Below are 20778 nucleotides of genomic sequence, written 5' to 3'. Positions count from 1 at the left end.
CCCCTCCGATAGAGACCGCGCTAGATGGAAATCGCCGCGCGACGACGCTGACGCAGGTGATTGACCGCCAGCACGATTACCAGCAGTGCGACCACCACGCCGAAGATCGTCATGCCCAGATTGCCGCCCTGCAGGCCATGGGCGAAGTTTTCCGGCACCTGCCCGCCGTTGTCTTCCATGTGCATGGCCGCCATGCCCGTGTAGTGCATGCCGCAGACGGCCACACCCATCACCAGCGCGCTACCGATCATCTGCGCCGGGCCACGCATGTGGAACGCCAACCACAAGGCTGCAATGGACGCGATCACGGCGATGGCGATGGAGGCGGCGACCAGATCCATGTCATAGGACATGTCCCCGGCCATCATCATCGCGGCCATGCCCAGGTAATGCATGCCGGCCACGCCCAACCCCATGCAGACGCCACCAAGCACCAGTTTGGCACCACTGAAAACGCCGGTGCCGGCAACCCACAAACCTGCCGAGCAGGCTGCGAAGGCGATCACCGCCGATAGCGCGGTGCGCGGCAGATCGTAGGTGACCTGCATGCCCATATCGCAAGCAAGCATGGCGATAAAGTGCATGGCCCAGATAGCACCGATGCCCATCGCCGCGCCGGCAGCAAGGACGGCCGCGGTGCGTTGCTTGCCGGTTTGTGCGACCGGAATCATCACCGCCAGCTGCAACGCGGTGAACGAACCGAGTACCGAGACGACGTAGGACAGCGCGACAAGCAACCAGTTGTAGTTCTGATGATCATGCATGGTGACTCTCCTTGATTTGAATATGCCGATCCGAACGTTTCAGTGGGAAATCTCCAGCACGCAATCGGCGGCCCCATGGCTGCGACAATGCAGGTTGCGCACGAATACCGTGCCCGCTGTCATCGCGTCGCCGAGCAGACCTTCCAGATAACCGCTGAAGAACTTGCAGCCCGACCGCCCGCGCGGCGAGCAGATCGCGCTGTTGCGAATATGCAATTGATCGCCGTGCTGCTCGACCGTAGCCAGCCCGCGTAGCGCCGGCAGCGCAATACGCTTGACGGCATCGCCCAGCGGCAACTTGGCACCCAGTGCGTAGTCGCGCTTGTAGACCCAGGCGCCGGTACGTCGACCCGCGAGCAGCAGGGACGGCTCGCGCGCATCGTCGGAAACCGCGTTTTCCAGCGTGACCAGCCACGGGAAAATCCGCGGATAGTCGTGCGCCATCTGCGGCAGCACGTTCTCCACCTGACGCACATCGGGCAAGGCAGCAGCAGCTGCCGCGACTGGCGGCGCAGCTGCCGGCGCAACGTGCGATGCGGGGATGGCCGACATGGGTGCAGCCTGGGCGATGGCAGCACCCGTGCCTTCTCCGGCCAGCGACGCCTCGAAGCTCAGCACGCGACTATGCGTGGCCAATGCCTCTTCGAGCACCAGCTGGCGTTCCGCCGGGCCACGCACGATCAATGTCAGCCACGCGCCGCGGCTGTCTTGTGCAAGGCGTTGTCGGATGAGGCTGAAGCCGTTCGATACAACCAGACGACCCAGTTCGACCAGCAGACCCTCCCGACGATCGGACAGGATCTGCATCTCCAGCTCGATCATTAGGCCCCCCTGTAGTCGATGCTGGTGCAGTAAGTTGTAGTGCGAAACAATGATTGATTCATCGCCGGAAAAGTGTGATTGACCTCAAAGAAGCGCACGCCACGCATGCATGTATGCATGCGTGCGCGTCTGAAGACGTGAATGCTTTGTGTACGCGATGGGTCGAATGCCCAGCGCAAGTTTTGATTGCTACCAGGGCAGGTCGCTCAGATCGACATTGCCGCCCGTCAACACCAAGCCGATGCGTCGTCCGGCAAAACGTTCGCGCTGCTTGAGCACCGCGGCAAGCACGGTAGCGCTGGATACTTCGACGATCAGCTTGAGCTCGGCCCACAGAAGCTTCATCGCGGCCACCGTTTCGGCGTCGCTGACGGTTACCACCTCGACGCCATGCGAACGCAGAGCCTCGAAGTTGGGCGCGCCCACCAGCGTGCGCAATCCATCGCACAAGGTGTGTGGCACGAACGGCTCAACGCGTCGGCCCTGCGCCAGCGAACGGGCAGTATCGTCGGCGCCTTCCGGTTCGGCCGCATAGAGGGACAGCCCGGGACGAAGGCCATGCGCTGCAATCGCGCAACCGGAAGCCAGGCCACCACCACCCACCGGCGTGATCAACGCATCGAGACCGCCGACCTGTTGCATCAGCTCCAGTACCAGCGTTCCCTGTCCGGCCATGACACGCGCATCGGCATACGGATGCACCAGTTCGGCACCGGTCTCTTCTTGAATGTGCGCCGCAGTCGCCTCACGCGCTGCCTGGGTCGCTTCACATCGATGCAGGATCGCGCCCGCACGAACGATCGCCTCCAGCTTGGCGCGCACCGCGCCTTCGGGAACGACGACGTGCGCGGGGATGCCGCGCGTCGCTGCCGCCATGGCCAGGGCATTGCCGTGATTGCCGGAAGAATGGGTCACTACGCCGCGCGCAGCCTTGGCTTCATCGAGCGACCACACGGCATTACATGCGCCGCGAAACTTGAAGGCACCGCCGCGCTGCAGGTTTTCGCATTTGAAGTGCAGCTCGGCGCCGGCCAGCTTCTCGAGTACCGCACTGCGCAGGACCGGGGTCACGGTGGCATGCGGGGCAATGCGTGCGGCGGCATCGCGAATCTGCGCGAAGGTGGGCAGATGCTGACTCATGCGTGCTGGTTCTCGATCTCGATGCCGCAATGGAAGAGGCGTTCTGCACCGGGTTCCAGACGGATGGCCGCGGCGCAGTCCTCGCGATTGAATGCGTCGGACATGCTCTCCATCGGCTCAAGCGCGATCGCGCGACGTGCATCGCGCGGCACGGTGTCGGCGGTGAAAGCGAGTACGATGCCGCGGGTCTGCCACATCGCCACCGTCAACCCGGTGTTCGGATCGCGTACGCGGGTGCGCGCGCGGCCATCGGCATCCGCATGCAAACCGGCATAACCATGATTGAGTTCGGTCGTACCGATGCGACGCCACTTGCGAAAATCCATCGCCGGCTCGTCTTCCAGCGCGGCATATGCTTCGTCGCCCGGTAGCGGGATGAAGTTCGCATCGGTACGTATCAGCAGACTGGCCGGCACCTGCAGCTCCCAGGCGTCGACTGCGCCATCGGCGACACGAAAATACGGATGCCAGCCGAAGAAGCACGGCGCGGCCTGTTCGCCGACGTTACGCATGCTGGCCACTACTTCGAGCCCACTCGCATTGAGGACGTAATGCACGCTGACATCGATGGCGAACGGATAGCCCGCATGCACACCCGGACGGATGCTGCGATTGACGAAAACGGCGTGCGCGCCGGTGGCATCGGCGTCCAGGCGCTCGAGCGTAAATTCCTGATCGCGCAAGAAGCCGTGGCGAGACTCCCGCTTGCCGCCCTCGGCGCCGGGCGCAAGATCGTAGGTCTGCCCGTCGAAGCGGTAGAGGGCGTCCTTGATGCGGTTGGCGAACGGCGCCATCACGGCATAGCGCGAACCCGGGCGCTGCTCCACTTCCGCCAGGTCGCGATAGCCGTCGGCCAGCTGGAACGTACTGCCCTCATGCGCGATCTCGATGCCGATAACCGCCGCGCCGCGGCTGACGATGCGTACCTGCCGTTGCCGCTCCGGGTCGCCCAGGATGGCGATTTCATGGAGTCCCAAACGATCTCGCGCGATGCTGAAAGCAGTCATAGCCTTGTTCCTGGCACCAAAGCACCGCATGTTAGCCTGACCTACTCGTTCCCGTTTCGAATCCCCCATGAATGCACGCCCCGATAGCCCCACGTCGCCGATCCTGCTCAGCCAATACCAAGCGCCCGCATGGCGGGTAGAACGCGTCGAACTGGAGTTCGATCTGGCCATCGACCGCACCGAGGTGCTTTCGCGCCTGACGCTTAGGCGCGGTGACGCCACCTCGTCACTGCGCTTGGATGGCGAAGGCCTGGAGCTGCTTTCGATCGCCCTCGACGGCAAGGCCCTGGATCCCTCGGCCTATCGCTATGCGGACCAGATGCTCGAGGTCGATGGCGCCGAGGACGGCAGCGTGCTCGAAACGCGCGTGCGTCTGGACCCGGCGAACAATACCGCGCTGGAAGGCCTGTACCTCTCCGGCACGCGTGACACCGGTTTTCTGCTGACCCAATGCGAGGCCGAAGGGTTTCGCCACATCACGTATTTCCCGGATCGGCCTGACGTACTGGCCAGCTATACGGTCACGCTGCGCGCCGACCGCGCGCGCTTTCCGGTACTGCTTGCCGGCGGCAATCCCGATGGCGCCGGCGAGCTGGAGGGCGGTCGTCATTGGGCGCGCTTTGTCGACCCGCATCCCAAGCCCAGCTATCTGTTCGCCCTGGTCGCCGGGCGCCTCGAGAAGATCGAGCGCGACTACACGACCGCCGACAGCCGCGCGGTCACGCTGGTGATATGGGCCGAAGCAGACGCCATCGAACGCTGCCATTACGCCATGGATGCGCTGGAACGCTCGATGCGCTGGGACGAGCAGGCCTATGGCCGCAACTACGATCTGGATGTCTTCCATGTCGTGGCCACGCACGACTTCAACATGGGTGCGATGGAGAACAAGGGCCTCAATATTTTCAACGCGAAGTATCTGTTGGCCGACCCTGACAGCACGACCGACGACGAGTACCGCGCCGTCGAAGCCGTGGTGGCGCACGAGTACTTCCACAACTGGAGCGGTAACCGCGTCACCTGTCGCGACTGGTTCCAGTTGAGTCTCAAGGAGGGCTTGACCGTGTTCCGCGAGCAGCAGTTCTCGGCGGACATGAACTCGGCGGCGCTCAAACGCATCGAGGATGTCGCCCTGCTGCGTCGCGCGCAGTTTCCCGAAGACGCCGGTCCGCTGGCGCATCCGGTGCGCCCTGCGCAGTATCAGGAGATCAACAACTTCTATACCGCGACGGTCTACGAGAAGGGCTCCGAACTGGTGCGCATGCTTGCCGGCAAACTCGGCAAGGACGGCTTCCGCCGCGGCATGGATCTGTATTTCGCGCGAAACGACGGCCGCGCCGCGACCCTGGAGGACTTCCTCGGCGCGTTGGGCGAAGCCAACCATATCGATCTCACGCCCTATCTGGCCTGGTACGGCCAGGCCGGTACGCCACGCATCAAGGCCCATGGCCGCTACGACGCAAACGCACGCAGCTACACCCTGGTCTTGAAACAGCACACCGCACCGACACCAGGGCAGGCGCAGAAGTCGGCCCTGCCGATACCGGTGAAGCTGGCCCTGTTCGGTCAGGACGGCGCCATGCTTGCGCTACACCTTGGCGATAGCGAAGACGGCGCTACCGAGCGCGTCGTTGTGCTGGATCGGGCGGAGCAATCGTTCGTTTTCCAACATGTCGACGCGGCACCGGTGCCGTCGCTACTGCGTGGCTTCTCCGCCCCGGCGATCCTGGAATGCGATTACTCGCCGGCCGAGCTGGCCTTGTTGCTGCGCCACGACGTCGACGGTTTCAACCGCTGGGAGGCCGGGCAGCAACTGGCCGCACGCGCGTACGACGCGCTTCGTGACAACGGGGACGACGTCGCGGTACAGGCATGGTGCGACGCGCTGGCCGATCTGTTCGAGCGCGGCGGCCTCGATGACGCCCTGCTCGCCGACCTGCTGACGCCGCCGGGCGAAATCGAGCTGGCCGAGCGCGAGCACGATATCGATCCCTCGCGTATTCATGCGACCCGCCAGGCACTGCAACGCCGACTTGCCGAACGCCTCGGCACCTCTGAACTGCAACGGCGCTACGACACGCTGGCAGCACAGACCAATCGCAACCTCGACGCCGCCAGTCAGGCGCAGCGCCGCCTGAAGAAACGCGTGCTCGATCTGTGGTCGTTGGTCGATAACAACCATGCGCTGATCGCTGCGGCCGCGCAGTGCGCACACGCGCCCACGATGACCGACCGCCTCGCCGCACTGTCGGTGCTGGTGCGCAGCCAGGCGCCGCAGGCTGCCGATGCGCTGGCTCGTTTCCGCCAGCATCATGCCGGCGATCCGCTCGCTATGGACAAGTGGTTTGCCGTACAGGCACAACTGCCCGGCGATGCCGTGCTCGAGCGAGTCCAGTCGCTGGCCAACGACCCCGCCTTTACGTTGAAGAACCCCAACCGCGTCAACGCGCTGCTCGGTAGCTGGGCACGCGGCAATCCCAGCGGCTTTCATCGCGCCGATGGTGCGGGCTATCGCTATCTGGCCGAACGCCTGCGCGAACTCGATGCGCTCAATCCGCAGGTCGCTGCCCGTCTGGCCACGGTACTCAATGGCTGGCGGCGGCTGGAGCCTGTGCGGCGCGACGCGGCGCGCGCGGCTATCGCTGGTTTGGCCGAAGAAGGGACGCTGTCGCGCAATCTTGGTGAGATCGTGCGCAGCATGCTGGGTGATTGAGGGAGCCCTGAAAAGCCTTCCCTAGCCGTCATCCCGGCGCAGGCCGGGACCCAGTGGCTTTGTTGTCGGTTGTCTCGAGAGCCAACAACAATCCGCTCTATCGCGAAAACTGAAAACCGAAGTCACTGGGTCCCGGCCTGCGCCGGGATGACGATAGGAAACGTTGAGGTTGTTCGGGATTCGCCCGAAGCCACTCCCAAAAAAATCGCCCGAGTGCAGCGCGTCCGAAGACGGCTACACCCGGGCGTAAGTCAAACAGGTTTCGGCTGTTACGCGGGGCCGGTCATTCAGACCGGCAATTCTTCCAAGGCGTGGCGCAGCTGCTTCATGCGGGTCTCCAGTCGCGGGCGCAAGGAAAGGTTTTCCTGCGCGCTACGCGCCTGCAAACGGTCCATCGCCATTTCCACACGTCCCATCTCGATCAGCAGATCGTGATGCGTATAAACAGGCTGCAAATCCAGCGAGTACTCCATGGCACGTCCCCCTAGAACTTGTCTTGTAAGGGGACGAATGCAACGCCCATGCCAGAATGTGATGTAAATCACGCTTTCCTGAGTGAGGCTGCGCAAACTGACGTAATGCGTCACGTCTTGCCCCCAACCGGCACAAATTAGCGTTTTAGTCACCCCATGTTCACGCTCAGAGGGTAAATATCCGCATCACGCGGAGCGGTTTTTGTGCGCCGATCCCCGGCAGATTTTTCGGTTTCTGACGCCTGGCAACACGGTCATCCTGGATTCCCCCTGTTCCTGAGACCGCCAGGCGTCAGATCTAACAAAGCAGAAAGGCCGCTAAATAGCGGCCTTTCTGCTTTTCTGCCCTACAAAAACCGACGGCGTCCCGAAGGACGCCGTCTTGCTTCCTCTCCCAGCACGCAATCGAACCCCTGTCCGTTCGATCTCGGCGCGCGTTTCCGCGCAGCTTCTGCCCGGGAAAAGTGCGAAATGGATAAAGCAGCTTCCATGCCAAGGCATCTGGGCGAGATCTCTTACGGGTTCGGGGTAAAATGGCGTCCTGTTTCGTCAATTTTTGCTCTGCCAGGGCACTTTTAGAGCGCTTGCCATGATGCTGCACCCGACCCATTACGACGTCATCGTTATCGGCGGTGGTCACGCCGGTACCGAAGCCGCGCTGGCCGCGGCGCGATGCGGTGCGCGCACGCTCCTGCTCAGCCACAACATCGAGACGATCGGCCAGATGAGCTGCAACCCGGCCATCGGCGGCATCGGCAAGGGGCATCTGGTCAAGGAAATCGATGCCCTGGGGGGCGCCATGGCCCGGGCGGCCGATCGCGCCGGCATCCAGTGGCGCACGCTCAATGCCTCCAAGGGGCCGGCCGTGCGCGCCACGCGCTGCCAGGCCGACCGCGCCCTGTATAAGGCAGCGATCCGCCACATCGTCGAAACCCAGCCGAACCTGGAGCTGTTCCAGCAGGCAGTCGACGACCTGATCCTGGAAGGCGGCCGGGTCGTCGGTGTCGTCACGCAGATGGGGCTGTCCTTCCGCGCCCGCAGCGTGGTCCTGACTGCCGGCACCTTTCTCGCCGGCAAGATTCACATCGGCCAGGCGCAGTACGCCGGTGGCCGCGCCGGCGACCCGCCCGCCAGCACGCTCGCGACCAAGCTGCGCGAACTGCCGGTGGCCGCCGAACGCCTGAAGACCGGCACGCCGCCGCGTATCGACCTGCGCAGCATCGACTTCACCGGCCTGGACGAACAGCCCGGCGACAATCCGGCACCGGTGTTCTCCTACCTCGGCTCGCGCGACGAACATCCACGCCAGGTCAGCTGCTGGATCACCCACACCACCGAGCGCACCCACGACATCATCCGTGGCGCCCTCGACCGCTCGCCGCTCTATACCGGCCAGATCGAAGGCATCGGTCCGCGTTACTGCCCCTCGATCGAAGACAAGGTGGTGCGTTTCGCGGAGAAGTCGTCGCATCAAATCTTCATCGAGCCCGAGGGCCTGGATACGTTCGAGATCTATCCGAACGGCATTTCCACCTCGTTGCCCTATGACGTACAGCTCGATCTGGTGCATTCGATCAAGGGTTTCGAGCGCGCGCACATCACGCGGCCCGGCTATGCCATCGAATACGACTACTTCGATCCGCGCGGCCTGCAGCCCTGGCTGGAAACCAAGGCCGTTCCTGGCCTGTATTTCGCCGGCCAGATCAACGGCACCACTGGCTACGAGGAGGCCGGCGCGCAGGGCTTGATCGCCGGCCTGAATGCCGCGCTGGCCACACAAGGCAAGGCGCCCTGGTATCCGCGGCGCGACGAGGCCTACATCGGCGTGCTGATCGACGACCTCACCAGCAACGGCACCATCGAGCCGTATCGCATGTTCACCTCGCGCGCCGAATATCGCCTGCATCTGCGCGAAGACAATGCGGACCTGCGCCTGACCGAAACGGGACACGCATTGGGCGTGGTGCCGCAAGAGCGTTTCGACGCCTTGCGCGCCAAGCGCGAAGCGGTCGAACGCGAAACCCAGCGCCTTGGCGGCATCTGGGCCGCGCCGAGCAACGCGCTTGGCGCGGCGATCGAGCGCCAGCTCGGCATCGCCGTCAGCCGCGAAACCAACGCACTCGACCTGCTGCGCCGTCCCGAACTCGATTACGTTCGCCTGATGACCGTGACTGAGCTGGGGCCTCCCGTAGCCCAGGAAGATGTCGCCGCGCAGGTGGAAGTACAGACCAAGTACGCCGGTTACCTGGAGCGCCAGCGCGAAGAGATCGAGCGTCAGCGCCGGCACGAACATACCGCCATCCCCGGCAGCTTCGATTACGACAAGGTACGCGGGCTTTCGGCCGAGGTCCTGCTGAAACTCAAGCGGACCCAACCCGCCACCATCGGGCAGGCGGCACGGATCAGCGGCGTGACACCCGCAGCCATCTCGCTCCTGCTGGTGCACCTGAAGAGACGGGACGCCGCCTGAGCCAAGCAAGGCGTGACAGCAACGCTCTCACTTACTCCTCACTCCTCTCCACTCACTCCTAACCCACTTCCCTCGCCCCCCGCCAGCCATGGCATCATCCCCACTTTCATCCCAGTCTGCGGAGTCTCACGATGGAAGTCTGGATCGGACGCGATGGCGAGCGCCACGGCCCGTATAAGGAAGGCGATGTGCGCCAGTGGCTGCGTAGCGGCCAGGTGTCGCGCGATGATCTGGGCTGGTACGAAGGCTTGGCCGATTGGCAACCGCTGTCGGTGCTGTTTCCCGACGAGCGGCCCTCGGCAGCACCGCCGCCGATGCAATCTTCGCCGTATGCCGCGCCACCGCTTTCGCAGGCTGCGACGATCAACGAGCTCGAAGATTACGCCGGGTTCTGGAAGCGCCTGGTCGCGTACATCATCGACAGCATCGTGCTTTATATCCCCAATATGCTGATCCAGAAGCTCATGGGTGGCGATGTGGCGGGTGAGGCGCTGCGTCAGGCGCAGATGGCCAATCGCGACGACCCTCAACAGATGGTCCAGTCGTTGATGACCTACTACTCCGCCATGACACCGGCCATGCTGGCGATCAGCGTGGTCACGCTGCTCTACTTCGCGTTCTGCGAAAGCTCGGCCTGGCAAGCCACGGTCGGCAAGCTGGCGATGGGCATCCGGGTGACCGATCTGGATGGGCAACGCATCGGCTTTCCGCGAGCGCTCGGCCGTTATCTGGGCAAGTTCATCAGCGCGTTGATCCTGTGCATCGGTTTCCTGATGGTGGCCTGGACACGCCGCAGCCAGGGCTTGCACGACATCATGGCCAATACCCTGGTCTTGAATGGCCGTGCCAATCGCCAGAAAGCTGCCGCATCGAATACGACGCGCAACGATTCTTTCAACGCCTGACCTCGCCCGTCGATCCCAAAAAAAAAGCGCGCCGTTGATCCGGCGCGCTTTTTTTCATCCGTCCAGCGTCACACGCCGTCGCTCGCATGCAAGGTCAGCTCGGCCTTGTTTTCGGCATCCATCTTGTCCCACTTTTTCATGTAGTCGACGCGCTTGGATTCGATGTCGCTCTTATGCGACTCGTACCAGGCGTCGGCGGCAGGTGTCTTGTCGACCAGCTCGCTGTCGCGCTTCCAGTCGGCAAAGTCCTTCGACTGCAGGTTGTATTTGGCGCTCGCATCGTTGTGGAGCGGGATCAGCGAAAAGCGCGCTTTCCATACGCCCATGCGCGGGCGCACCCAGACGTAATACGTCTTGCCCGGATCGAGCGTGGCATTCATGAAATCAGCATTTTCGCCGATCACCATAAACAGGTGATCGCCCGCCGGCACATGCATTTGCACGGCGGTCTTGGACGAAACAATACCGCCGAACCGTGTCTGGCCACCGGTCACGTCATACACTGAGGACTGAATCGCCCCGCCCATGACGGAAGGCCGCATAAACACCACGGTGGCCTGTTCCACGACAGCCGGAGCCACGGTCGCGGCCTTGCTGCCGCTCTTGGTCATCAAACTAGACTGGCAGCCGCCAAGCATCAGCACGAGCGCAAACACCGCCCATGCGCGGATCATCTTGATCATGTTTTCCCCCTGACGCCATGTTTATGCTTTGGCCGCACGGACATGGCGCCATGCGACGGCGCCAAGCATCGACGGTCTGATGCCGCACTGCAAGGCCGTCATGGCGGGCGACCTTGTATGATGTCAGACCCGACCTGGAGACCTCGCGTTTCCACGCCGGTGCAGCCCCTCAAGGAATGTTTACAGACTCATGCTCAGCATCGAACAACGCATTGCCCAGGACATCGCCGCCAAGCCCGAACAAGTGCAGGCCGCGGTGGATTTGCTCGACGGTGGCGCCACCGTGCCCTTCATCGCTCGCTATCGCAAAGAGGCCACCGGCGGGCTGGACGACACGCAGCTGCGCCTGCTCGAAGAGCGCCTGCGTTACCTGCGCGAACTGGAAGATCGCCGTAGCGCGATCCTGGCCAGCGTCGAGGAACAGGGCAAGCTGAGCGATGCGTTGAAGAAAGACATCCTCGACGCCGACACCAAGGCGCGTCTGGAAGATTTGTATCTGCCCTACAAGCCCAAGCGTCGCACCAAGGCGCAGATCGCACGCGAGGCCGGCCTGGAGCCGCTGGCGACGACATTGCGCGAAGACCCCACGCAATCGCCCGAGACGCTGGCCGAAGGCTATGTGGACGCGGAGAAAGGCGTTGCCGATGTGCGTGCGGCGCTCGATGGCGCGCGCGCCATCCTGATGGAATCGATCGCCGAAGATGCCCACCTGGTCGGCGAGCTGCGCGACTGGCTGTGGGACAAGGGCCAGATCCGCGCCAAGGTGGTCGAAGGCAAGGAGAATGAAGGCGCGAAGTTCCGCGACTATTTCGATCACGTCGAACCGATCGGCAAGATTCCGTCGCATCGCCTGCTCGCACTGATGCGCGCACGCAATGAAGGCGTGATCGAGCTGGAACTCGCTCCCGCGCTCGAGTCCGAACAAGGCCATGCCGAGGGCGAAAGCCGTGTCGCCGCGCATGCGGGCATCTTCGATCGCGGCCGCTCCGCCGATGCGTGGCTGCGTGAAACCGTGCGCCTGACCTGGCGTGTCAAATTGCATCTGCATCTCACGCTCGACCTGTTCGGCCGCGTCCGCGAAGGTGCCGAAGACGAAGCCATCCGGGTATTCGGCGAAAATTTGAAAGACCTGTTGCTGGCCGCACCGGCCGGCGCCAAGACGGTGATGGGCCTGGACCCGGGCATCCGCACCGGCGTCAAGGTCGCCATCGTCGACGCCACCGGCAAATTGCTGGCCACCGACACGATTTATCCGCACGAACCGCGCCGGCAGTGGGACCAGTCGATCGCACGCCTGGCCGTGCTCAGCAAGCAGCATGGAGTCAACCTGATCGCCATCGGCAACGGCACCGCCTCGCGCGAAACCGACAAGCTCGCCGGCGAGCTGATGAAGAAGCACGCCGACCTCAAGCTGGCCAAGATCGTGGTCAGCGAAGCGGGCGCCTCTGTGTATTCGGCATCGGAAGCCGCTGCCAAGGAATTCCCCGAGCTCGATGTGAGCCTGCGTGGTGCGGTATCGATCGCACGGCGCCTGCAGGATCCGCTGGCCGAACTGGTGAAGATCGAACCCAAGGCGATCGGCGTGGGCCAGTACCAGCACGACGTGAACCAGGTAAAGCTGGCGCGCAACCTCGACGCCAGCGTCGAAGATTGCGTGAACGCGGTCGGTGTCGATGCGAATACCGCCTCGGCGGCCTTGCTGTCGCGCGTTGCCGGCCTGTCGGCGTCGGTGGCGGAAAACGTGGTGAAGTACCGCGACGCGAACGGTCCCTTCGCCAACCGCCAGGCACTGCTCAAGGTGCCGCGCCTGGGCGACAAAGCGTACGAGCAGTGCGCCGGCTTCCTGCGTGTGGCCCATGGCGACAACCCGCTCGACGCCAGCGCAGTGCACCCGGAAGCCTATCCGGTGGTGGAGCGCATCATCGCCCAATGCGGCCGTGAAGTTCGCAACATCATTGGCGACACCAGCTTCCTGCGCGGCCTCAAGCCGGAGCAGTTCACCGATGAGCGTTTCGGTGTACCGACCGTGCGCGACATCCTCAAGGAACTGGAAAAGCCCGGTCGCGATCCGCGTCCGGAGTTTGTCGCGCCGAGCTTTGCCGAGGGCGTCGAGGATCTCAAGGACCTGCGTCCGGGCATGATTCTCGAAGGCCGCGTCACCAACGTCGCCGCCTTCGGCGCGTTCGTCGACATCGGCGTGCATCAGGACGGCCTGGTGCACGTATCGGCGCTGTCGCACACCTTCGTCAAGGATCCGCGCGATGCGGTGAAGGCGGGCGACATCGTCAAGGTCAAGGTGATGGAGGTCGACCTGCCACGCCAGCGCATCGGCCTGTCGATGCGCCTTGACGACGAGCCAGGCCAGCAGACACGCGGCGGTAAGCCGGCAGGCGGCAACGACAACGCGCGCGGCGGTCAACGCGATCAGCGCGGTGGCGGTCGTCCCGGCGGCGGTGGCGGCGGCTCCAAGCCGGCAGCAGCTCCAGCGCCGGCCAATAGCGCCTTTGCCGACGCGCTGTCGCGTGCGATGAAGCGCTAAACGGTCGTTTTAAAACGCAAAATCGTACTAAACCGGCGGCCGGATCAGCTCCATCATCCGGCCGTCGTGGGGAAATCCGCTCGAATCAACGATTTGCAATCCCGTGCTTACGCCGCAGCGCAGCATGCGCGTCAGTACGGATATGCATTACCGTAACAAACCTATAACAAAGCCCTAGCAAGGAGCGTTGCACATGCCTCGTACTCGTTATCTGGCCGGCGCCATTACCGCCGCGCTGCTTTTCAGTTCCGCCGCTTCGGCGGGCCAGTTCGACAAGGTGGTCGTCTTCGGCGACAGCTTGAGCGATGCAGGCAATATCTCGCTGGCCACTGCGCCGCAGATCCAGCCGCCGCTGCGCTTCACCACCAACCCGGGTGTGACCACCGCAGAAATCGTTGCGGCGAACCTCGGCCTGCCGGTCACGCCTTCGCTGCTGGGCGGCACCGATTTCGCCTTCGGCGGTGCGGGCCTCAACAACAACTCCGCGGCCGGCCCGATCCCGACCATTCCGCAGCAGTTGCAGATGTATCTGGGCGCGACTGGCGGCAAGGCCGACTCGCGTGCGCTTTACCAGGTGTGGGGCGGCGCCAACGACATCTTCTTCCTGACCGCCACGTCGACCGATCCGAACGTGCTGGCCGCCGGCACCGTGGCCGCCGCCACGACCGAGGTGAAGCTGCTCGGTCAGTTGCAGGCCGCCGGCGCCAAGTACGTCGTCGTCTATAGCCTGCCCGATATCGGCAAGACGCCGGAAAGCATCGCCGGTGGTCCGGCGGCGCAGGCCGGTGGCACACAGTTGTCGCTGGCGTTCAACGGCGTGCTCAATGCGGGCATTTCGCAGCTGAGCAACAACGGCCTCAACGTGATTCCGGTGAACACCTTCGCGCTGCTTAACGAAGTGATCGCCAATCCGTCCGCCTATGGCTTCACCAACGTCACCCAGCCGGCCTGCGGCGCCGGCTCCAGTTCGGTGCAGTGTGGTCCGGCCGGCTCGGGCCTGCCCTACACCTACGCTGCGGGTGCCAACCAGACCTACCTGTTCGCCGATGGCGTGCATCCGACCACCGCGGCACACGCGCTGCTGGGCCAGTACGTGACCTCGTTGCTGCGTGCACCGGGCCAGATCTCTCTGCTGGGCGAAGCGCCCTTGGCAGCCAACCAGGCGCAGAACCGCGCGATCCGCAATCAGATGCAGGCGGACGAAGCCGGTTCCGGCACGCGCTTCTTCGCCAACGTCGATTACTCGCACCAGCGTTTCGACGGCAGCGACAGCTCGCCCAAGACCACGTCCAACAACGTCGACCTGACCCTGGGCGCCGACGCCAAGCTCAACGAGAATTTCTCGATCGGCGTGGCGATGGGCATCGGTCAGCACAATAGCGATTTCACCGGTGGCGGCGGCTACAAGCTGCAGGACATCAGCGGTATCGGCTACGCCACCTGGTATGCCGGCGGCGCCTATGTCGGCGGCTACGTCAACTTCGCGCAATCCAACTTCTCCGACATCGACCGCCGCATCCAGTTGGGCACGAATCTTCGTGGCGAAACCGGCAAGGACGATGGTTCGCGCCTGGGCGGCGGTTTCACCGGTGGCTACTGGTTCACCTTCAACAACATCCGCACCGGCCCGTTCGCCAACCTCGACTGGCAGACGGTGAAGCTCGACGGCTATACCGAAAGCGGCGACGACAGCACTGCGATGAGCTTCGGCAGCCAACACCGCGACTCGCTGATCTCGACCCTGGGCTGGCGTCTGCAGGGCAGCTTCGGCTCGGGCAGCATCGCCTGGTCGCCGTACGCCGAACTGGCCTGGAACCACGACACCAAGGCAGATCAGCGCGAAGTGACCGCCGGCCTGGTCAGCATGCCGGGTACCTTCTCGCTGCTCGGCTATACGCCGGACAAGAGCTGGGGCACCGCCGATGTCGGCCTGAACGCCAAGTTCTCCGAAAGCGTCAGCGCCTGGGTGGGTTACAGCGGTCGCTTCAAGGACAGCAGCCAGAAGTACAACAGCTTGAATATCGGGATGAAGATCGGGTTCTGATCTACGACAAAGCCGGCGACCCAGTCGCCGGCTTTGTCCAACGCAGGCACAAAAAAACGCCCGCTTTCGCGGGCGTTTTTTCGTCCAGCTCGCAGCAGCGATTACTTGCCCTTGCCGCCCGTCGCCAGATTCAGGATCGACTGCGCCTGCTTCTGCAAGCTGGCGGCATCGTCGTCACTGAGCGTATCGGTCTTGCTGCCGGCTTCGTGCTGCTTCAGCAACAGCGAACCATCCTGACCCCATGCAGCGCGGTCGGTGGACGACGGCTTGGCGTCCTTGCTGGACTTCTTCTGCTGCACGACCACCCACGGCTTTCCATCCTTATAGGCGTAGTCGGTGCTGGTGAAGCCCTTGTCGCCGTAGTCGACCTGTTCGCGAATGAACTTCACGTTGCCGCCTTCGCGGAACACCTGCCAACCGCGCGACACATCTTTGTCGAGCTTGGTGCCGTTGGTGATCTTCATGCCGCCGATGTGTGCCTGCACGTCCTTGAACGCGGCAAACTCCTTGTCGCCAGCGGTCTGCACCGGTGCCAGGGTGATCGTCACCTGGCTGGGCGCACCCTTGGTCAACACGGGCGACTGCAAGGCCGGGGCGTATTTGTGATCGCCATCGGTCAGCACGGCCTGCACGTTATAGCCATTGGCCGGGACGATATCCGTGGCGTTGAAGGTCAGCTCGAACGACTGCGGCATGCTCGGCACCGGCGAAATCGTCTTGCTCGCCAGCGAGGTGGCACCACCTTCGGTCGACACGTCGACCAGGCTGATTTCGAGCTTCGCATTCGGCGAAAGCTGCACGTCGCCGGACAAGGCCACGGTGCCGGACACCGTATTGGCCTTGGGGGCAGCTGCTGTGTTGTCACCCGCTGCAGGGGCGTTTTCCGCCGCCGGCTGCGACGACGACGTATCCGAAGAAGAATTGCAACCGGCCAGCGCCAGGGCTGCAACCGACATCAGCGACCAAACGATCCTGCGCATTGAGGGACCTCAATCTATCGATGAACCAAAACGCGAAAACCCGCGCCACGTCTAGACGTGCCATAGATTTTCACGGGGGAAGCTTCAAGCATAGCCCAAAGAACCCCTGTGGAAAAGTCAACAAAACCAGTGCCATCCGTACCAAACGAGCGTTTGGCTGAGGTTTTCGTGACCCAGTACGCGCTCATGTTACCCGTATCACACCTACTGAGACGAGGTAGGAGCAAAATCTTACGTGAAATAAATTTCATTTGTCTGTGTATGCAGCGGGTAAACCAAACCCAAACTCGGTCGTTATTCATTGCGACCTGTCGGCTAAAACGACCGGTTGGACTACAGCGTGCCCCGCTCGACCCTATAGTTTTCGGCACAGATGCCTGGGGCTTGAGTTCGCTGAAATCCGTTAAAGCTTTGGACACATGGAAGTTAAGCGGTGAAAGCAGGAGCGAAATTCCCCTCGTCCACGTTGGTTGGAAATTGCGATGAACACGCAAAAAACTACGCACCTCGTCGAAGCCCCCTCCGGCACCTTTGCTGATCGTATAAAAGTGCTGATCCAGCGCGTTGGCAGCGTCACGGAAATCGCACGAATGTGCGGGTTCTCCGAAGGCGTTGTGCGTAGTTGGCGCGACGGCAACACTGATCCGTCCCGTGCCCGTTGCGTGACCCTCGCCAAGACCCTCGGCATTTCGCTGGTGTGGCTGGTGGCCGGTGAAGGCACGATCCAGACCGAGGCGCTTGCGCAAGGCGAGGAATTGTCCGGCACGGAAAGCTCGCTGTCCCAGCGGCACCGTTCCAAGCTGCGGACCGCAGCCGACACGCTGCAGGCCAGCGGCGTCGCCATGGACCCGACCCGTCTCAATACCGCGCTGCGCATTCTGCAGTCCGAACTCGACCTGGCCGAAAGCCGCCTGACCTTGGCCGAAAACGCCGACATGCTGGCCGAGCTTTACGACATCCTCGGCCCTAACGGCGACGTGGATGCCACGGCGATGGTGGCGTTCAATCACCGTCTGGGTGATCGCATTCGCCGGAATCGTTCGGCAGCCTGATTTCGTTTTGTCCGGTCACAGTCCCCGACAAAGGGGACAAAAGAAAAAGCCCGCAACCTGGCGGGCTTTTTCTATAGGTCTCTGGCTGCACGCGCAGCCGGACCTTACAACCGGGAAATATCCGCGATCGCCGCAAACTGCGCCTTCAGCTGCCCGAGCAAGGCCAGGCGATTGGCGCGTACGGCCGGGTCTTCGGCATTGACCAGCACATCGTCGAAGAACGCATCGACCGGCGCCTGAAGCTGGGCCAGACGAGTCAGCACGGCGGCGTAGTCGCCCGCTTCCAGCGGAGCGGCGGTGTCGGCGGTGGCAGACACCAGCGCATCGGCCAACGCACGTTCGGCGTCGAACTCGAAATACTTCGGGTCGACCGAACTGCCGATCGGCGGCGCTCCGGCTTCCTCGGCCTGCTTGCGCAGGATGTTGGCAACGCGCTTGTTGGCGGCAGCAAGGCTGGCCGCTTCCGGGCGGCGGCCGAAGTCGGCTACCGCGCGCAGGCGACGATCGAAATCGGCCAGGCTGGCCGGTCGCACCGCGAGCACGGCTTCGAACTGCTCGCCGCCAAAACCCTGTTCGGCGTAGTAGCCGCGCAAACGCTCGAGTACGAAGTCATACAGCTCGCCGGCCAATTCGGCGCGGCGCTTGCCTGCATCGAGCGGCGCTGCCTTGCCGTCCTTGCCCGGCTTGATGCCGGCGGCCAGGGCGGCTTCGGGTAGCAGTTCCAGAGCCTCACGCAGTGTGCCCGGCAGGTCGAGCTCGATCCTGCCTTCGATCAGCGTACGTGCCAGGCCCAGCGCGGCGCGGCGCAGGGCAAACGGATCCTTGTTGCCGCTGGGCTTCATGCCGACGGCGAAAATGCCCGTGAGCGTATCCAGGCGCTCGGCCACGGCCAGCACCTGGCCGACCTTGCCCGAGGCGACGGCATCGCCGGCGAAGCGCGGCTGGTAGTAGCTGTCGAGCGCATCGGCCACCTCGGCCGGTTCGCCGTGATGCGCGGCGTAGTAACGGCCCATCACACCCTGCAGCTCGGGAAACTCGCCGACCATGCGGGTAAGCAGGTCGCATTTGCTCAGCGCGGCGGCACGAGTCGCCTGACCGGCGTCGACACCGACGCGGTTGGCGATGACGCGCGCAAGCTCGGCAACGCGGATGCTCTTGTCCCACAGGCTGCCCAGCGCCTGCTGATAGGTCACGTTCTTCAACGCATCCTGGTAGCCGGCCAATGGGGTCTTCAGATCTTCGTCCCAGAAGAACTTCGCGTCGGCGAAGCGCGGACGTATGACGCGCTCGTAGCCCTTGCGAATCTCGCTCGGCTGCTTGCTGTCGATATTGGCGATGCCGATGAAATGCTCGGTGAGCTTGCCGTCGGCATCGAACACCGGCACGAACTTCTGGTTGGTTTCCATCGTCGTCACCAGTGCCTCGGGGGGCACGGCGAGAAAGTCCCGCTCGAACGTGCAGGCGATCGCCGCCGGCCATTCGGTGAGGTTGGCGATTTCGTCCAGCAGGGCGGCGTCCAGGCGCGGCACGCCACCGGTTTCTTTCGCGGCACGGGCGATTTCAGCCTCGATGCGCTGGCGACGCTCGCGCGGGTCGGCCAGCACCTTGGCCGCTCGCATATGGTCGAGCCAGCCGTCGGCGTCGGCGATATGCACCGGCTGCGGATGCATGAAGCGATGGCCGCGCGACTGACGGCCGCTCTTCAAGCCCAGTACTTCGCCATCGATGATGTCCGAGCCATGCAGCATCACCAGCCAATGCGCCGGGCGCACGAAGCTGTAGTCGTGATCGGCCCAGCGCATCGGCTTCGGGATCGGCAGGCCCTTGAGCGTCTCGTCGACGATCTCCGCAAGCAGATCTTTCAGGAATCGCACCGGCGACATGTCGCGGTAAGCAAACCAGGCGCCCTTGTCGGTGCGCTCTTCGCCCAGTTGCTCGACGTCGACGCCACACGATTGAGCGAACCCCAACAGGGCCTTGGTAGGCTTGCCCTCGGCATCGCGACCCGCGGTCAGTGCAGGACCGCGACGCACGATCACCTGTTGCGCCGCCGATTCGGCCACCGCGGGAATATGCACCGCCAGACGACGCGGGGAGGCGTACACCACCGCGCTGTCCAGGGCCGCATCGACACCGCGCTTGGACAGGCCATCGCAGATGCCACGCAGGAAAGCAGCGGCCAGTTCATCGAGCGCCTTGGGCGGTAGTTCTTCCGTACCCAGCTCGATCAGTAACGACTTGGCGGCGCTCATGCAGCCTGCTCCTTCTTGTTCTTGAGGCCGGGGAAACCGAGCTTTTCGCGCTGTGCGACGTAGGTTTCGGCAACCGCACGCGACAATGTACGTACACGCAGGATGTAGCGCTGGCGCTCGGTCACGCTGATCGCGCGGCGCGCGTCGAGCAGGTTGAACGTGTGGCTTGCCTTCATCACCTGCTCATAGGCAGGCAACGGCAGACCGGCGGCGATCAGCTTGTTCGCCTCGCCTTCGCAAACGTCGAACCAACGCAGCAGCTCGGGCACATTGGCGTGCTCGAAGTTGTAGGTGCTCTGCTCGACCTCGTTCTGATGGAACACGTCGCCGTAGGTCACCGTGCCGTGCGGGCTTTCCGTCCAGATCAGGTCGTAGACGTTGTCCACGTTCTGCAGGTACATCGCCAGGCGCTCGAGACCATAGGTGATCTCGCCCGTTACCGGGCGGCATTCCAGGCCACCGGCCTGCTGGAAATAGGTGAACTGGGTGACTTCCATGCCGTTGAGCCAGACCTCCCAACCCAGGCCCCAGGCGCCCAGCGTGGGCGATTCCCAGTTGTCCTCGACGAAACGCAGGTCATGGACGAGCGGGTCCAGGCCCAGCTCCTTCAGCGAGCCGATGTACAGCTCGAGGATGTTTTCGGGGTTCGGCTTCATCACCACCTGATACTGGTAGTAATGCTGCAGGCGGTTGGGGTTTTCGCCGTAGCGGCCATCCGTCGGGCGGCGCGACGGCTGAACATAGGCGGCCGCCCAGGGCTCGGGGCCGAGCGCGCGCAGAAAAGTGGCTGGATGGAACGTTCCTGCGCCGACCTCGGTATCGAGCGGCTGCAGCAGCACGCAACCCTGCGCCGCCCAGTAGCGGTTGAGGGTCTGGATCACATCCTGGAAAGTACGTGCGGACATGGTTTTCCGTGACCTGGAATAAAGCGGGT

At 63.5% G+C, this 20778-nt stretch carries 15 protein-coding genes; 6 read left to right on the top strand and 9 right to left on the bottom strand.

Annotation, left to right across the window (positions count from 1 at the left end; translation table 11 throughout):
* Positions 1 to 20 precede the first annotated feature (20 nt).
* The 4 genes from QMG46_RS05050 to QMG46_RS05035 form a co-directional block, all read right to left on the bottom strand.
* The gene (locus tag QMG46_RS05050; RefSeq protein WP_281851393.1) at positions 21 to 764 is read right to left on the bottom strand and encodes an MHYT domain-containing protein; all 744 of its coding nucleotides are present in this window, start codon (positions 762 to 764) and stop codon (positions 21 to 23) included.
* Between the two features lie 39 nt (positions 765 to 803).
* Positions 804 to 1586, bottom strand: a complete 783-nt coding sequence (locus QMG46_RS05045) for a hypothetical protein (protein ID WP_281851392.1) — start codon at positions 1584 to 1586, stop codon at positions 804 to 806.
* Positions 1587 to 1775: 189 nt separating this feature from the next.
* Positions 1776 to 2726 carry a pyridoxal-phosphate dependent enzyme gene (locus QMG46_RS05040; protein WP_281851391.1) on the bottom strand — a complete coding sequence of 317 codons (951 nt, stop codon included), beginning with the start codon at positions 2724 to 2726 and terminating at the stop codon, positions 1776 to 1778.
* On the bottom strand, positions 2723 to 3733 hold the full coding sequence (locus QMG46_RS05035) for an aldose 1-epimerase (RefSeq protein WP_281851390.1): 1011 nt from the start codon (positions 3731 to 3733) through the stop codon (positions 2723 to 2725). Before QMG46_RS05035 ends, QMG46_RS05040 begins: the two co-directional genes overlap by 4 nt.
* Positions 3734 to 3800: 67 nt before the next feature.
* Here QMG46_RS05035 and pepN point away from each other — a divergent pair, with 67 nt between their 5' ends.
* A complete protein-coding gene (pepN, locus tag QMG46_RS05030; protein WP_281851389.1) occupies positions 3801 to 6446 on the top strand; it encodes an aminopeptidase N in 2646 nt (881 codons plus the stop codon).
* A gap of 287 nt (positions 6447 to 6733) precedes the next feature.
* Here the strand turns inward: pepN and QMG46_RS05025 are convergent, their stop codons facing one another.
* Positions 6734 to 6919, bottom strand: coding sequence for a hypothetical protein (locus tag QMG46_RS05025; RefSeq protein WP_281851388.1), 186 nt, complete (start codon positions 6917 to 6919; stop codon positions 6734 to 6736).
* Between the two features lie 592 nt (positions 6920 to 7511).
* On the opposite strand from QMG46_RS05025, the gene mnmG reads away from it, so the two are divergent.
* Complete coding sequence (gene mnmG / locus QMG46_RS05020; RefSeq protein ID WP_281852808.1) at positions 7512 to 9389, top strand: tRNA uridine-5-carboxymethylaminomethyl(34) synthesis enzyme MnmG; 1878 nt, start codon at positions 7512 to 7514, stop codon at positions 9387 to 9389.
* A gap of 131 nt (positions 9390 to 9520) precedes the next feature.
* Entirely contained in the window at positions 9521 to 10294 is a 774-nt protein-coding gene (locus QMG46_RS05015) for an RDD family protein (RefSeq protein WP_281851387.1), read from the top strand.
* A 68-nt stretch (positions 10295 to 10362) separates the two neighbouring features.
* On the opposite strand, the gene QMG46_RS05010 is transcribed toward QMG46_RS05015, so the two are convergent.
* Positions 10363 to 10977: a hypothetical protein gene (locus QMG46_RS05010; protein ID WP_281851386.1), complete on the bottom strand. Its 615-nt coding sequence runs from the start codon at positions 10975 to 10977 to the stop codon at positions 10363 to 10365.
* A 190-nt stretch (positions 10978 to 11167) separates the two neighbouring features.
* On the opposite strand from QMG46_RS05010, the gene QMG46_RS05005 reads away from it, so the two are divergent.
* Together QMG46_RS05005 and QMG46_RS05000 are read left to right on the top strand one after the other, a co-directional pair.
* Entirely contained in the window at positions 11168 to 13516 is a 2349-nt protein-coding gene (locus tag QMG46_RS05005; RefSeq protein WP_281851385.1) for a Tex family protein, read from the top strand.
* Between the two features lie 193 nt (positions 13517 to 13709).
* On the top strand, positions 13710 to 15560 hold the full coding sequence (locus QMG46_RS05000) for an autotransporter outer membrane beta-barrel domain-containing protein (RefSeq protein ID WP_281851384.1): 1851 nt from the start codon (positions 13710 to 13712) through the stop codon (positions 15558 to 15560).
* Between the two features lie 101 nt (positions 15561 to 15661).
* Here QMG46_RS05000 and QMG46_RS04995 read toward each other — a convergent pair whose 3' ends face one another.
* On the bottom strand, positions 15662 to 16540 hold the full coding sequence (locus tag QMG46_RS04995; protein ID WP_281851383.1) for a YbaY family lipoprotein: 879 nt from the start codon (positions 16538 to 16540) through the stop codon (positions 15662 to 15664).
* A gap of 482 nt (positions 16541 to 17022) precedes the next feature.
* Between QMG46_RS04995 and QMG46_RS04990 the strand changes: the two genes are divergently transcribed.
* Positions 17023 to 17592, top strand: coding sequence for a helix-turn-helix domain-containing protein (locus QMG46_RS04990; RefSeq protein WP_281851382.1), 570 nt, complete (start codon positions 17023 to 17025; stop codon positions 17590 to 17592).
* A gap of 104 nt (positions 17593 to 17696) precedes the next feature.
* Here QMG46_RS04990 and glyS read toward each other — a convergent pair whose 3' ends face one another.
* Both glyS and glyQ read right to left on the bottom strand, forming a co-directional pair.
* On the bottom strand, positions 17697 to 19844 hold the full coding sequence (gene glyS / locus QMG46_RS04985; RefSeq protein WP_281851381.1) for a glycine--tRNA ligase subunit beta: 2148 nt from the start codon (positions 19842 to 19844) through the stop codon (positions 17697 to 17699).
* On the bottom strand, positions 19841 to 20749 hold the full coding sequence (gene glyQ / locus QMG46_RS04980) for a glycine--tRNA ligase subunit alpha (RefSeq protein WP_281851380.1): 909 nt from the start codon (positions 20747 to 20749) through the stop codon (positions 19841 to 19843). Before glyQ ends, glyS begins: the two co-directional genes overlap by 4 nt.
* Between the last annotated feature and the right edge of the window lie 29 nt (positions 20750 to 20778).

Source organism: Dyella sp. GSA-30 (assembly GCF_027924605.1).
Classification (GTDB): domain Bacteria; phylum Pseudomonadota; class Gammaproteobacteria; order Xanthomonadales; family Rhodanobacteraceae; genus GSA-30.
Note: the sequence above shows the minus strand (reverse complement) of the source record. Positions and strands in the feature narration are given on the sequence as shown.